This window comes from Paenibacillus sp. DMB5, from assembly GCF_001517085.1.
In the GTDB taxonomy this organism is placed as follows: domain Bacteria; phylum Bacillota; class Bacilli; order Paenibacillales; family Paenibacillaceae; genus Paenibacillus_AQ.
In genome coordinates this window covers 368,578-383,042 of the sequence record NZ_LRAC01000120.1, presented here as the reverse complement: position 1 = coordinate 383,042, position 14,465 = coordinate 368,578, and the positions used below count along the sequence as shown (strand labels likewise).

At 49.1% G+C, this 14,465-nt stretch carries 14 protein-coding genes; all 14 read left to right on the top strand.

From position 1 onward, the window contains the following. The 14 genes from AWJ19_RS13960 to AWJ19_RS13890 all read left to right on the top strand — a co-directional run bounded on the left by AWJ19_RS13960 (nucleotide 1) and on the right by AWJ19_RS13890 (nucleotide 14,464). A complete protein-coding gene (locus AWJ19_RS13960; protein WP_068724558.1) occupies nucleotides 1-777 on the top strand; it encodes an ABC transporter ATP-binding protein in 777 nt (258 codons plus the stop codon). A 78-nt stretch (nucleotides 778-855) separates the two neighbouring features. Then, complete coding sequence (locus AWJ19_RS13955) at nucleotides 856-1,536, top strand: response regulator transcription factor (RefSeq protein WP_198536562.1); 681 nt, start codon at nucleotides 856-858, stop codon at nucleotides 1,534-1,536. After that, nucleotides 1,523-2,803 carry a HAMP domain-containing sensor histidine kinase gene (locus AWJ19_RS13950; protein ID WP_082707880.1) on the top strand — a complete coding sequence of 427 codons (1,281 nt, stop codon included), beginning with the start codon at nucleotides 1,523-1,525 and terminating at the stop codon, nucleotides 2,801-2,803. Before AWJ19_RS13955 ends, AWJ19_RS13950 begins: the two co-directional genes overlap by 14 nt. A gap of 139 nt (nucleotides 2,804-2,942) precedes the next feature. Next, nucleotides 2,943-4,130 carry an FAD-dependent oxidoreductase gene (locus AWJ19_RS13945; RefSeq protein ID WP_068724556.1) on the top strand — a complete coding sequence of 396 codons (1,188 nt, stop codon included), beginning with the start codon at nucleotides 2,943-2,945 and terminating at the stop codon, nucleotides 4,128-4,130. A 27-nt stretch (nucleotides 4,131-4,157) separates the two neighbouring features. Continuing rightward, on the top strand, nucleotides 4,158-5,030 hold the full coding sequence (gene sigJ, locus AWJ19_RS13940; RefSeq protein WP_347231115.1) for an RNA polymerase sigma factor SigJ: 873 nt from the start codon (nucleotides 4,158-4,160) through the stop codon (nucleotides 5,028-5,030). Nucleotides 5,031-5,069: 39 nt separating this feature from the next. Continuing rightward, nucleotides 5,070-5,282 (top strand): hypothetical protein, encoded by a 213-nt coding sequence (locus tag AWJ19_RS13935; RefSeq protein WP_068724555.1) that lies wholly within the window; start codon nucleotides 5,070-5,072, stop codon nucleotides 5,280-5,282. A gap of 207 nt (nucleotides 5,283-5,489) precedes the next feature. Beyond that, entirely contained in the window at nucleotides 5,490-5,933 is a 444-nt protein-coding gene (locus AWJ19_RS37300) for a GNAT family N-acetyltransferase (RefSeq protein WP_068724553.1), read from the top strand. Between the two features lie 106 nt (nucleotides 5,934-6,039). Continuing rightward, entirely contained in the window at nucleotides 6,040-6,219 is a 180-nt protein-coding gene (locus AWJ19_RS13920) for a hypothetical protein (RefSeq protein ID WP_068724552.1), read from the top strand. 140 nt (nucleotides 6,220-6,359) lie between these two features. Next, nucleotides 6,360-8,324: a TetM/TetW/TetO/TetS family tetracycline resistance ribosomal protection protein gene (locus tag AWJ19_RS13915; protein WP_068724550.1), complete on the top strand. Its 1,965-nt coding sequence runs from the start codon at nucleotides 6,360-6,362 to the stop codon at nucleotides 8,322-8,324. A 104-nt stretch (nucleotides 8,325-8,428) separates the two neighbouring features. Next, nucleotides 8,429-8,830 (top strand): NUDIX domain-containing protein, encoded by a 402-nt coding sequence (locus tag AWJ19_RS13910; protein ID WP_068724549.1) that lies wholly within the window; start codon nucleotides 8,429-8,431, stop codon nucleotides 8,828-8,830. Between the two features lie 168 nt (nucleotides 8,831-8,998). Then, on the top strand, nucleotides 8,999-9,424 hold the full coding sequence (locus tag AWJ19_RS13905) for a DMT family transporter (RefSeq protein ID WP_068724547.1): 426 nt from the start codon (nucleotides 8,999-9,001) through the stop codon (nucleotides 9,422-9,424). 22 nt (nucleotides 9,425-9,446) lie between these two features. Then, entirely contained in the window at nucleotides 9,447-9,944 is a 498-nt protein-coding gene (locus tag AWJ19_RS13900) for a DMT family transporter (RefSeq protein ID WP_068724545.1), read from the top strand. A gap of 490 nt (nucleotides 9,945-10,434) precedes the next feature. Then, nucleotides 10,435-11,376 (top strand): S8 family serine peptidase, encoded by a 942-nt coding sequence (locus tag AWJ19_RS13895; RefSeq protein WP_068724543.1) that lies wholly within the window; start codon nucleotides 10,435-10,437, stop codon nucleotides 11,374-11,376. A 4-nt stretch (nucleotides 11,377-11,380) separates the two neighbouring features. Continuing rightward, nucleotides 11,381-14,464, top strand: a complete 3,084-nt coding sequence (locus AWJ19_RS13890; RefSeq protein WP_068724542.1) for a lantibiotic dehydratase — start codon at nucleotides 11,381-11,383, stop codon at nucleotides 14,462-14,464. The last annotated feature ends 1 nt before the right edge of the window (nucleotide 14,465 follow it).

Genomic DNA, 14,465 nt, shown 5'->3' with positions numbered 1-14,465 from the left:
ATGAGTACCATACTTGAAGTTACCAATCTGTGCAAAACCTATATCGTGAACAAAAGCCAGCATAATGTGCTGCGGAATATTAATTTTACCCTGCATGAGGGAGAGTTTGTGTCGATCATGGGACCTTCCGGCTCGGGCAAATCTACCCTGCTCTATACGGTCAGCGGGATGGACCGCCTGACTGCGGGAGAGGTGCTGTTTAACCGGAGGCAGCTGTCACGGCTTACGCAGAATGAGATCGCAGAGGTCCGGCTGCATGAGATGGGTTTTATTTTTCAGCAAATGTATATGCTCGGCAACCTGTCGGTCTATGATAATATCATATTATCGGGCTATCAGGCGATTAAGGGCAAAGGAGATAACCGCAGCCGCAGTGACATCAACGAGTATGCCGACAAGCTGATGCGGAAGCTTGGGATCATCGAAATTGCCGGACATGATATTGCCGAGGTGTCGGGCGGACAGCTGCAGCGGGCCTGCATCTGCCGGGCTTTGATCAATGCACCCCGGATGCTGTTTGCCGATGAGCCGACCGGAGCACTGAACTCCAAAGCCGCCAAGGAAGTGATGGAGGAGCTGTGCCGGATCAACCGGGAAGGTACGACGATCATGATCGTCACCCATGATGTGAAGGTAGCCGCGCAGACCGATAAGGTTCTGTATATGGTTGACGGCAATATCCAGGGCGAGCTGAAGCTAGGCAAATTCGCTGAGGCGGAGGGCGTCAGGGAGAGGGAGCGCCGGCTGAATGAGTGGCTGATGGAGCAGGGCTGGTAGGCGCGGGAATTAATGTCGGCTGATTGTCGCCTTGACCTGCCATAGAGATATAGAAAGATACAGGAGGGAGGGATGGCATTGGCTGATATTTTGGTAATTGAGGATAATCTGGAGCTGTCAGCGGTTATACGGGATTTTCTGGAGGCGGAGGGCTACACTGTAGCGGCAGCATGCAGCGCGGAAGAGGGCCTGGAGCTTCTGGACAGCCAGGCGGTGAAGCTGCTGCTGCTCGATATAATGCTGCCCGGGATCGACGGCTTTGCCGTGTGCCGGTTAGCCAGGGAAAAATACAATCTGCCGATTCTGATCATGAGTGCCCGGCACGGGGATGACAACAAGATCATCGGGCTGGAGCTGGGGGCAGACGATTATCTGGAAAAGCCGTTTACCATTCAGCTGCTGATCGCCAAAGTAAAGGCACATATGCGCCGGAGCTATGAGATGAATGACAACAGGCAGCTGCTGACAGACGGCGACCTGCTGGTCAACCGCTCCTCCATGCAGGTGTTTCTGGCAGAAGCTCCGGTGTCCATGACAATGAAGGAATATGAGCTGCTGGTGCTGCTGCTGAATAACCGGGGCAAGGCGCTGCGCAAGGAGTGGCTGTTCGAGCAGGTGTGGGGAGCGGACAGCTTCAGTGAGCCGTCTACATTAACAGTACATATTAACAAGCTGCGGGAAAAGATTGAGCTTAATCCGAAGCAGCCGAAACGGATTGTAACGGTGTGGGGAGTGGGCTACAAGTATGAAACGGTTTGACCGGCTGATTCTCTGCACGATAGGTATCGGTATCGCGGTGATTGCTTTGTTTACCGCCTATGGCTTCAAGCTGGCAGGAGACTCAGGAGACAAAACATACCGGATTGAGGTCAACCGGATTACCCGGGAGGTAAGTGACGGGCGTGAGCCCGGTGAACTTAAGCTGGAGAGATACACTTACGTGCGAAATGCTGCCTGGCTGGAATGGAATGCGGAGCCGGAGGCTGTACGCGGATTATTTGACGGTACAGGTGTGCAGAACAATGCTGAGTATACCGTTAAGCCTATATACCGTGGAGGTGAGCCGGCAGGTTATTTGCGCCTGGAGTATTCGTCCGGTGCAAGCCGTTCACCGCTGCTTCTGCTGACGGTCATTCTGCTTGGTACAGTACTTGCCGCCATTTGCGGCCTGCTTATGTATATCCGCAAACAGATCATCAGGCCGTTCCATACGATCGAGGAGCTTCCTTATGCATTGTCCAAAGGCAATCTGACTCAGGACATGAAGGAGAGTAAAAGCAGGTTTTTTGGCAAGTTCGTCTGGGGGCTAAACCTGTTGCGCGAGACGCTGGACCGGCAGAAGCAGACCAATCTGCGGCTGGAAAAAGACCGCCAGACCCTGATCGCCTCCCTGTCCCATGAGCTCAAAACACCGGTCGCAGCGATCAAGCTGTACTCCAGTGCGCTTGCGGAGGGACTCTATGACAACGAAGACAAGCGGAGGGCATCCGCCAGCCTGATCGGCCAAAAGGCCGGACAGATTGAGGAGATGATCAGCAGCATCATCGCCGCATCCGTATCCACTCTGCAGGAGACAGAGGTGCACGTAGCGGAATTTTACCTGAAAGACTGGATCAGGCGGGTGGCGGGGCATTACAAGGAACGTCTTGAACTGCTCAAAATCCGTTTTGAAGTGGCTGTACCTGAAGACAAGCTGCTGCTTGGAGACCCGGATAAGCTGCTGGAGGTTATGGACAACCTGCTGGAGAATGCGATCAAATACGGGGACGGCTCGCTAATAAGAATCTCCTTCCGGGAAGAAGATTACCGCCAGCTGATCCTCGTTGAGAACACTGGCACTCCCGTTCCGGTCACCGAGCTGCCGCATATCTTCGCCAGCTTTTGGCGTGGCTCGAACAGCGCCGGCAAGCAGGGCAACGGCCTGGGCCTGTTCATCTGCCGCCAGCTGATGCGCAAGATGGACGGGGATATTTACGGTGAGGCGTATGCGGAGGGGATGCGGTTTGTGCTGGTGCTGCGGTACTGAAATGATAATACAGAGTAAGCAAAGAGCCTTGGAATTTATAAGGCTCTTTTTTATGATGTTGTTTTATCCCCTCAGATTCCGTGTCACAAAAAAAGCGGCTGTCTCGTTCTATATGCAAACTACAGAAGGAGTAGATTGTATGAAAACATTGACATGTGTTGTTATCGGTGCCGGGCATGCGGGGATTCATGCCGTGAAGGAAATCCGGAAATGGTTCAAGGATCAGGCAGGGAAGTATCCGCTGCGGCTTGTCATGATTGATAAAAATGATTTCCATCTGCGCAAAGTATTAATGTTTAGACCGGCCGTTACAAATGAAGATATACGAGTTCCACTGACTAAGCTGTTTCCGGACGGTGTTGACTTGATGCAGGGCATCGTATCCAACATCAATGCGCAAGAAAAGAAGCTGATGTATGTGAATCCTTCGGGAGTGGAGCATGAGATGAGCTATGATGTGCTCATTGTAGCAGCGGGCAGTGTGATCCGGCAGCCTGATCCTGAACAGGGCGGAATTCCGCTCACTTCACTGGAAAATGCTCAGAAAACCCGCAGCAAATGGCTTTCTAATCTGGAACAAGCAGCTGCTGAAAATGAAGCAAGCCAACGCGAGCGGTTACTGCAAATTATCATTGCGGGAGCTGGAATTAGTGGTATGGAGACTGCGGCAGAGCTGGCTTACTACGCCCGCAAGGATGCAGAGCGGCTGGGACTTGACCCTAAAGCCGTAAAAATTGACCTGTATAATGCACACGAGCGTCTCTTTCTGGAAGGTCCAGTCAAAGTAGGATTAAGACTGGAACAACTCCTTCAAGAGAACGGTATAAATACTCTGCATAATAAACGTGTAATGAAAGAACAGGATGGGGTAATATGGTTATCAGATGGTGAGAGCCGGACTGCAGGTTTATGTATCTGGACGCTCGGTCTGCAGCCCAATCCCATGCTGCCCACGCTCCGCTTGCCAGTCACCTCCGAAGGGTATGTACAGGTAGACAACAGTTATAGGGTAGCGGGTATGCCAGGTGTATACAGTATCGGTGACTGCGCCAGAATCGTAGACCCGGTTAGCGGCCATGTCGACGGTAAGACCTGTAAAGAAGCAATTCCCCAGGCGGCCCGGCTTGCCAAAATTATATTAGCAGATCTTGAGGGGCGCCGGGCGCCGGTCCATGAAAGCTATATGAATTTGTTCAGCATCGGACTAGGTCCCGATAAAGGATTAACCTGGGTGAACAAATGGGGACTCGATTTTGTGATCACAGGTAAATTGAGCTGGAAGATTAAAAAGTATACTTGGGATACAGCAAGTATGCTGACGCCTTAACCGGTAGGGATTCAGAAAAAGGGGGTGGTGGAGATAGAGGAATTATACAGCCAGTACAAAAAATTAATGCTTACGCTGGCTTATCAAATGACGGGGGTATGGTCCGATGCGGAAGACGCCGTACAAGACGTTTTTCTCAAAGTCTACAATGTGAACCCGGCTGGCCTGGCCGAAGAGCCAAAGGCGTATTTGTGTAAAATGGTCGTAAACCGCTGCCGGGACCTGTATAAATCGGCACGCAGACGAAGGGAATATTATGTCGGTGAGTGGCTTCCCGAACCCATCCCCACTGCGGAGTCGGATCCGCTTCATTTCATAGTCCGTGATGAGCTTCTGTCCTATGCAGTCCTGGTAATGCTGGAGAAGCTGTCACCGGCAGAACGTGCGGTATTCGTATTGCGCGAGGCTCTCGGTCTCGAGTACGGTGGAATCGCCGAGATCATCGGTAAAAGCGAAGTGAATTGCCGGAAGCTGTTTAGCCGCGCAAAGGTGAAAATGGGCACCGGTGCAGAAGAGCCGGATGTCATCGAGAGTGATAAAGAGATCTGGGTTCACCGCTTCCTCGCCGCACTTGAGCAGGATAATACAGAGCAGGTCATTTCCATGCTGGCTGATGATGTCGTGCTCATTTCAGATGGGGGAGGCAAAGTATTTGCTGCCGTCCGCCCAATCTCACAGCGCGATGCCGTGTCCAAATTTCTTTTTGGTTCTTTTCATAAATTGTACCAGCAAGAGGGAGTACAGATCGAGATTAGCATGATCAACGGCCAGACCGGGGTCATCTTCCGTGCAGGAGAGCATATCGATTCTGTTGCATTATTTCATACTACCGGACATTTAATCCGCAACATTTATCTAATCCGTAATCCGGATAAACTCAGACATTTTGAACATTTCTGAGTTCTAACTTCTAAAGCAAGTTGTTGAGAGGAAGATGGTATGGAAACTGCAGTAAATAATCTGACGGAGGACAAGAAAGCTGAGCTAATAGATAAATATGGTCTATCTGTTAAACCTGATCCTCCAAAAGACACTCTGTTTCAAGGTGACTTTGGCTTTTCCATCAATTATCCGACACTAGTAACATTAGCTATTGTTGTGTTGGCAGCAGTTGTTCTATTGTATATCTTGTTCAAGAAAAGAAAGGTATGAAGTGAAGTATGGTGAAAGACTTATTGGACATATTCCCCGATGATTTCAAGGCGGCAGAGCCATTTTTTAACCGGAAAAAACAGCATATTCCCGCGCTATCCGTTTTGCGGAGGTTGTACCCGGGCCGTGTGTTTGTAGATAACGCAGTGAATCCGGGGCTGGCGATAGTCTGGGCTGCCGGCAGGTGGATGCAAGCATTTTGAATCAGTGTATGAGCTGGAGACAGGGCGGTTTAGAACATTACAGGACTTCCTTAGAGCTGATGCTGCTGAACTTGAGATTGATATTGCACAGTACCCGATTGTCACTGAAGATGAGAGTACGTCGTCACATACTGACCCTTATTTTTTGGAAAAGAAAACGTTTGGAGCGTCAGTGAAGGCAGGAGGAGTAACCGTGTCTTTCTGCCGAAATAACGGTTTTTCTGTGGGCAATGAATATTTTATTGATGCGGATACCTACGAAACGGCTGAGCGGAACAAGGGCTACGGGACACAGGCGGCAGCTGCACTGATCGGCTATTATCTGGAATTGGGTATGGTTCCTTTATGGGAGACAACTCAGGACAATCTGGCCTCACAACGGCTCGCTTTAAAGCTGGGGTTTCTCCCGGTTGAACAGTATCCTGTCTTTACTTTTGAATTGTATTAATAACATCTGTAACCCAGAGATAATAACACAGAAATCCCGCTAATTAGAGTTATTTTATCCAGTTTGGGTAATATTGGATATACCTGAATGAAGTGGAGGCGGGAAAATGAGAACTTTTGGACGAGGCGTGCTATATTCCATTATTGTCATAGCTGTACTGCTTCTGATTTCTTTTGTAATCGGTGATACTGTTACCCTTCCCTGGTATATTTTTATTCCTTTGTTTGTTCTGGTCTGGGCGCTGGTTGTTTATCAGGAGGGGCGTAACCGTTCCAGGCAGGGATAGATAATGCGTTTCATAGGATTGATCATACACGCAACCGCCCATAATGAGAAGGGATGGTTTGCCGTGTATTTAGTATGAGGTACATAAAAGAGTATATAAAGGAATCGAACCATACTTTTGGAGGTGTACTACCAGCAAGAATGACAAAGAATATAACAATCGGTCTGCTTGCCCACGTCGATGCCGGAAAGACGACCTTCGCCGAGCAGCTGCTCTACCATACGGAAGCGATCCGCAGCAGGGGCAGAGTAGACCATAAGGATACTTTTCTGGATACCCATGAGATTGAAAAAGCGCGCGGCATCACCGTATTCGCTGATCAGGCGGAATTCAGCTACGGCGATTCACACTATTTTTTGCTGGATACTCCCGGCCATGTCGATTTTTCGCCGGAGATGGAGCGGGTGCTGCAGATTCTCGATTATGCAGTTGTGATTGTCAGCGCAGTTGAAGGTGTGGAGGGTCATACGGAGACGGTATGGCAGCTGCTGCGTTCCCATAGGGTTCCAACCTTCTTTTTTATCAATAAAACAGACCGTATCGGTGCCGATCCGCAGCGTGTGCTTAGCGAGATTCGCCAGCTGCTCAGCGGAGATGCCTTTATGCTGCCGGAGCTTGATACTGGCGGTGTGGATGAGGAGCTGCGCTCTTTTTTGGCTGAACGGGATGAAGCGCTGTTTGAGGCATATCTCGATGGAAGCCTGGACGAGCCGGTCTGGAAGGAGGCACTAGTTAATCTGGTGCGGCAGGGCAAAGTCTTTCCTTGCATGGCAGGCTCCGCTCTGCTGGATGAAGGGATCGGCAGCTTTCTCCGAAATTTGGATGCACTTGCGGTAACGGAATATGATTACCGTCTGCCTTTTGCCGGAAGAGTCTACAAGGTCCGCTACGATGACAAGGGCACAAGGATCACTTATATTAAAGCGCTGCAAGGTGTGCTAAAGGTAAGGGAAGAGTTAACCTGCGGTCCTGCAGGAAAGCGGATCTCTGAACGTATTACCGGTATAAGGCGGATTAACGGGGCGAAGACGGCAGCGGCCGACTGGGCCGGAGCGGGTGAATTGTTTGCCGTAACCGGCTTAACGGCTGCCGGGCCGGGAGAAGGCGTCGGAGAGCTGGAGGACACTGTGGGCAGCGGACTCGTTCCTTTGCTGAGATCCAAAGTCTGTTTCGAACCCCCGGTTCACCTGAAAGAGGTGCTGCAGGCGTTTCAGCAGCTTGGTGCGGAAGACCCTTCGCTGAATGTAAGTTGGGATGAAATGCTTCAGGAGCTGCAAATTCAGGTCATGGGGCAGATCCAGCTGGAGGTGCTGGAGCAGGTGCTCCGGGAGCGATTTCATATACCGGTAACCTTTGGTGACCCGGAGATTTTGTATATGGAGACGATCAAATCAATAGCCTATGGCTGTGGCCATTTTGAGCCGCTGGGCCATTACGCCGAGGTTCATCTGAAGCTTGAACCGGGTGAACGCGGGAGCGGCGTAACGGTACATAATAAGTGTCACCCCGATCATCTGGCTGTGGGCTACCAGAATCAGATTGTTCAGGTACTGCTGGACAAAGGGCATCACGGCCTGCTGACCGGCTCGCCGCTGACCGATGTTCAGATTACGCTCCTGAGCGGCAGGGCTCATAACAAGCATACGTCAGGCGGAGATTTCCGGGAGGCTGCTCTGCGCGCATTACGCCAGGGGCTGGAGCAGGCGGAGAATGTGCTGCTGGAGCCGTTTTATGATTTCAAAATCCGGATTCATGCCGACCATGTAGGCAGAGTGATGTCCGATATTCAGCAGGCCAGCGGAAGCTTTACCTCACCCGAAATAAATGGTGAAACGGCTATCCTTGCCGGAACAGTGCCGGTTGCCACTTTCATGAATTATCCGGTAAGACTGGCTTCCATGACACAAGGCAAAGGAGCCATATCTCTGCGGGCTGGCGGGTACCAGACCTGCCATCAGGCCGGACACATCATCAGTATGAAGCAGTACGATAAAAATGCCGATCCCGCCTACCAGTCGGCCTCAATTTTTTGTGCCAAAGGACAGGCTTATTCTGTCCCTTGGGATGAAGCGGCTATGCATATGCATGTTAAGCTGGAGTATTGAGACATGTGCTGTGAAGACTGTGTAGGACATCTGTCCTTTAAGGAGCGGGGAAGATAGCTTTTAATGGATAATAGCGAATGCCTTTATTTCAAGGAGGATAACAAATGACAACAGTGATAGACAAAATTGCCTGGATTCATATTGTAGACGGGAAGGTGCTCGGCGCTCGTTCTCACGGTAAAGACACCTATTATTTCCCCGGAGGCAAACGGGAAGCGGGCGAGACGGACAATGAAACACTGATCCGCGAGATTGAAGAGGAATTGACGGTACAGATTATTCCGGAGAGTATCCGGCATTTTGGCACATTTGAAGCTGAAGCACATGGTAAAGAACCCGGTGTGCAGGTGCGGATGACCTGCCTGACTGCAGAATATAACGGTACGCTTACCCCGGCAGCGGAAATTGCTGACCTGGCGTGGCTTACGTTGGCAGACAGGGAGCGGGTGTCGGCGGTCAGCAGGCTGATTTTTGACCGGCTGCATGAGATGAAGCTGTTGTCTTAGTTGAGTTTATGTTTATTAAAGGCCCGTTTCAGCCTCTAAAAAAGAGGATTGAAGCGGGCTTTTTGGTGCAATGCTAAGGGGAAATTGTAATTTAGGACATATGTCCTTCACGGATTACGCCGGATGTCATTTAATTAAGGCAGAGATTACAAAGAGGAGAGAGAAGACATGAAGGGAATCATTTTTGCCTTTATAGGCGGGGCGTGCATTACGCTGCAGGGGGTTGCAAACGCACGGATCAGCCAGGACATAGGGACATGGCAGGCAGCAACTATCACACAATTAACCGGTTTTATTATGGCTTTGGCGATTCTTCTGTTCGTACGCGACGGGAAGAAGCAAGGCTTCAAAAAAGTAAATCCGCTGTATCTGACCGGAGGCGCGCTGGCTGCGTTCATTATTTTCAGTGAGGTAACCGCAATACAGCATGTCGGAGTTACTTTGACTATATCCGCACTACTGATCGCCCAGCTGTTTATGACCTTCATGATTGACAGCAACGGCTGGTTCGGAGTAGTGAAGCAAAAAATGCGGCTGCCGCAGTTCATCGGAATCGGGATGATGATTGCCGGCGTGCTGATTCTTAAACTTTAATGCAAAAAAGGGGATAATTTTTATGATAATCGGCATTATATTGGCATTGGTGGCGGGCGCGCTTGTGGGCCTGCAGAATATTTTTAACAGTAAAGTCAATGAGCATACAGGCTCCTGGTCGACAACGACACTTGTACTCGGGATGGGCTTTATCGCTTCACTTATTATGGGGCTGATTACTCAGGGGACCGGGATGTTTACACTCCAGCATATGCAGCCGTGGTACTGGTTCAGCGGAGTGATCGGCGTCGGCGTGGTAATCTGCCTGGTGCAGGCAACGAAGCTGCTTGGTGCGACTTTTGCGATTGCAATCGTGCTGACCTCGCAGCTGGGATTCGCGCTTCTATGGGATTCCCTTGGCTGGATGGGGCTGGAAAAGGTTCCGTTTAGCCTGAATCAGCTGCTTGGTGTACTGGTCATTGTAGGCGGCATTCTTGTTTTTAAGCTTGGCGGCCGTGAAGCGGGACGCCGTGAGAAGAAGGCGTCTGGTCAACAGCGGCAGGCGCTTCATACCGATTAATATATGAAAGCTAAGCTCTGTAATTCTGCCGAGGCAGATTGCGGGGCTTTTTTGCTGCTGCAGATTTAAATTTTAATTAAATGGTGCATTTTATGAGGTTTGGAGTGCTTTTCAGGAATAGAGCACAAAAACCGGGGGGATTTGATATATTCTTGGTCTATCGACAGCATAGACAACACAAAAGCGTCATCCGAATAAACGAGATTTAGGGGTGCCACTAATATCAAGTTTATTAATCCAAAAACCAGAGAGGAAGAAGAAAAAATGAATACCAACCAAATGTTTGACCTCGATTTGAGAAAGAGCTACGAAGCAAGCGACCTGAGCCCTCAGGCTTCAATTGTCAAAACAACAATCCAGATATCCAAAGCAGTATGCAGAACGCTTACTTGCATCTGTACCGGCTCTTGTTCCAATTGTAAATAATTCATAAGGGCTTGATAAGTTAGAGGTAGTGAATAGCTGCCTCTAACTTACATATGGAGACTGTATGTTTAAACCAAATATTTATAACTGGCACACCGCCCGCATGACGGATCAGTTCCAATATAATGCAGCTTCCGGCCGGCCGCTAACCATTCTGTTTATTGATACAGGCGCCGACAAATTCCACCCGGAGCTGAAAGGCAATCTTATTGAAGCAGAGTGCAGATCATTTGTGCCTTATGAGCCCTGTCTGAGTGATTATATCGGCCATGGCACACAGATGATCAGCTCTGTTACAGGCAAAAAGGTGTTTAAGGGAATAGCCCCCACCGCCAGCGTTGTTGTCTACAAAATAACCGATAAAAAAGGGATTAGCAAGCTTGATTGGCTCTATAAAGCGCTAAAGGAAGGTATTTCCAAAGGATATCCGGTAATCAATATTAGCTACCGAACGGAATACGAATTGGACCTGCTCGAATTTGGGCGGTTTCAGGCCTTGATTGACTTTGCCGGCAGACAAGGGATTTGGGTGGTTTGCTCTGCGGGGAACGACGGGCGTGATATATCGCAGGAATTCAGGGTGCCTTCAAATTTACAGGGAGTGTATCCGATCGGTTCAACAAATAAGAACGGCGGGGTGTCCTTGTTCAGCAATACGCTCAGCAGCCAGTTTTTTGCTCCGACTGGAGATGAGTATGAAGTGAATTACGACAATGACTGGGTCATGGTTGCCAAATCAGAGCTTGTCACAGGCGACTATCTATATGAGGTACTGGGCTTTGACAAGGCATATACCGTAGGAATCGGTACCAGCATAGCCAGCGCATTATTCAGCGGTGTTGTTGCCAGTCTTGCCGGTGAGCTCATAGCCCAAGGCTTGAAGCCCGATCGTACTGTACTGGAGGAGCTGCTCCGTCTGGGTGCAAGGCCTGCCGGTACCAAGCAGGAGCATTATGAAGTGAGTCTATCAGGCTCTATTCGAGCATTGAGACATATGAGAGGTTGATTGCATGCTGCAGAAATTTGAAATATCGGACACCTACATGTACCGGAAAACACTGCTCAGCCTGGAACAATATACTGATTTGTTTGACCTTGAAGTACAGGATGACGATGAATACCTCAATAGTCTTGTACGTTTTATTGAAGAGCAAGGATTACTGGATTCGATCTTCATCTCCAGTCCTGCGACATACACGGCGCTGCAAAGTCTGAATAGAGGAAAGACAATGAAGCCCAAAAAGAAACGGAATCTTATATTGAGCCTTACCAAATTTATATCGCGTGCGATCTGCAGGCCGACACCGTTTGGACTGTTCGCAGGAGTCGGTATTTCCCGGTTTGGCACAGAAGGGCTGTCACCGGAAGAAACTGTCTGGGCGTCAGCGGACTACAGTCTGATATACAGCTTGATTGAGCTGTTTCACGGAGATGCGGAAATCCGGAATGAGTTAAAACTGAGTGTGAATAACACTTCCTACACAGACCATCACAGGCTCGTTATCTCCTATCAAACCACCTTTGCAAAGGTACAGGAGGCACAGAGTGCTGAAAATATATCGGTTCTCAAAACCCCGGTCATAGATTTTATTCTGGACATTCTTTACCGGGAACGGCAGTCCTTTCTCCAGCTTACTAAGGCAGTAAACAAAGCATTTGGCGTGGATGACAGCATCAGCGTGACGTTTGTACGGCAGCTGATGGAACAGGGCTTTCTGGTAAGTGCGCTGGTCCCTGATCCCCGGGATGCTGCTCCGCTTCACCATCTGGCTGGCACGCTGAAGAAAATGACTGCGCCAAAGGCAGCCTATTATTCGGATTCACTCGAACGGATTGCTCATGCTATACAGGACATCAGCACCGCTCCAGTCAAGCGGGATAGTATTGAAGCTGCCTTGCAGCAGGTACGTGCAATTCTTCCTGATTATGAAGGCGACGTGGTCAAAGTTGATATCCGTTTGGATCAGGCAAACGAAATTCCTTTATCGGACAGCGACAGGCAGACTCTTGCGGAAACAGCTTCAATTCTGAGCCTGCTTTCTACTTATACAAAAGAAGACACGTTGTCAGATTACCGGCAGCAATTTACCGAAAAATATGGGGTATACGAAGAAGTACCTTTGCTGGAGTTGTTTAGCCGGACCATGGGAATTGGTAAACCGGAAGAGTACAATGGCAGTCACCAGAGCGAAAGCAGGAACAGGCTCAAGAATGAGAGCCGCTTCCAGAGTCTGAAGGCGCTTATTGCAGAGTGGCAGACGAATGCTATCGCCAATCATACCGATATCGTACTGGATAACACCAAATTAAGTAAGCTGTCTGAGCTTAGTCGGGCAGATATCCATGTCTCCTTCGATTTATATTATTCCTGTATGAAAAATGAACAAGGCGGGGTTACCTTTTATTTAAATAACAGATCCGGATCGCCTGAAGCTTGCCAGACCTTTGGAAGGTTTGCTTATATGTTCGACAAAGGGAGCACGGAAGAAATTTTTAATTTCATCAGAGAACCTGAGAAGCAGGAGGCTGGTGTACATTCTGCTGAAATCTCCTTTTACCCGTCGAATCCAAAGGTCGCTAATATTATGACCGTAGGCCGGACACCTGACCCTTCATTGGGTATGGGGAGCTTCCCGGTAAATCACGGGCTGGATATCTCCCGGCTGCTGGTAGGGGTGGAAGAATCGGGCTGTTTTTATCTAAAGCACAGGGATACAGGAGAATTGGTGTTTCCAAAGCTTAGCAGTATGTATAATACAGCACTGGCCCCCGGTCTTGTCCGGTTCCTGAATGACATTAATCAGCAGTATCAGACCGGCTGGTCACACCTGGATGAATATCTTTATGATTCCACCTATACTCCTAGAGTTACCTATAAGAATATCGTCATCAGCCCTAAAAAATGGGTGTTATATGCGGATAAACAGCTTCAAAGCGAAGAACGGTTTCTGGCCTTCCTGGATGAATGGATCATAAAAGCTAACCTTCCGCGATATGTATATCTGGTGGAATTAGACAATAAGCTGCTCCTGGATCTACAGCATCTACAACACCGGAAGTTATTGCACAAAGAATATACGCGGAACCCGGAAGGCAAGGCAGCTGTTATGACCGAAACAGAGCGTGAGCTTTTCTCTTCCGCCAACCGGTATATGGAGGAGTGCGTCTTCTTTGGCAAGAGCAGCTCATTCCGGTATTTACCGGTACAAAGGTTGTCTGCACAAGCCACGGATAAACGATTGAACAAAGTATTAAGCCCCCCGGTTAAGGCAGTCTATTACCCGGGTTCGGACTGGATGGCCTTTCAGTTATATTACAATCAGGAGCTGCTGACTGACCTGTTGGGAAATGCCTTCAAATCATTTATGGATCAAGGTCCGGAAAACTTTATTAAGCGAATCTTTTTCGTCCGTTATGCGGATAAAGTACCGCATGTCAGGCTGCGGTGCAAGGTGCCGGGAAGCGCAGAAAGCGGACGTATGACTGCCTTAAACTATATTTTCGACTTCCTGAACAGTATAGTGTCATCCGGATTGGTCAGTACGTATACGATTGTACCTTATCGTCCGGAAATTTTGCGGTATGGAGGTACAGTGCTGATTGAACAAGCGGAGAAGCTGTTTGCTGTAGATTCCCAGCTGGTATCCGGTTACTATGCAGGAAAAAGGAAGATTGATGCAGCGGACCAGATGTTGTTTTGCTGTACGGGAATGCTGGAAATGCTGCGGTTTGCTTATCCAAATAAGTCTGATCAATTAGCGGCGCTAAAGCCGGTTACAGATTATAAGCGCTTCAGGCAGGAATACCGGGAGCGCAAGGAAGCTTTATTCCAATTCATCCAACAGGACCATGATGCTGCATTACAGTTAACTGACACGGACAGCAGGCATATGCAATATACAGCCTACTTCAACGCAATAAGGGAAACGGATAACAGAACCAATTATTACGATGATATTCTGTTCAGTCTCCTGCACATGTTCTGCAACAGAGTGCTAGGTCTTGACCGGGAAAAAGAAGAATTGGCGCTGCATCTGTGCTATTACGGACTGGAGGATTACATGCAGTCAAAGAAATATCATGCTGTGTATTAAG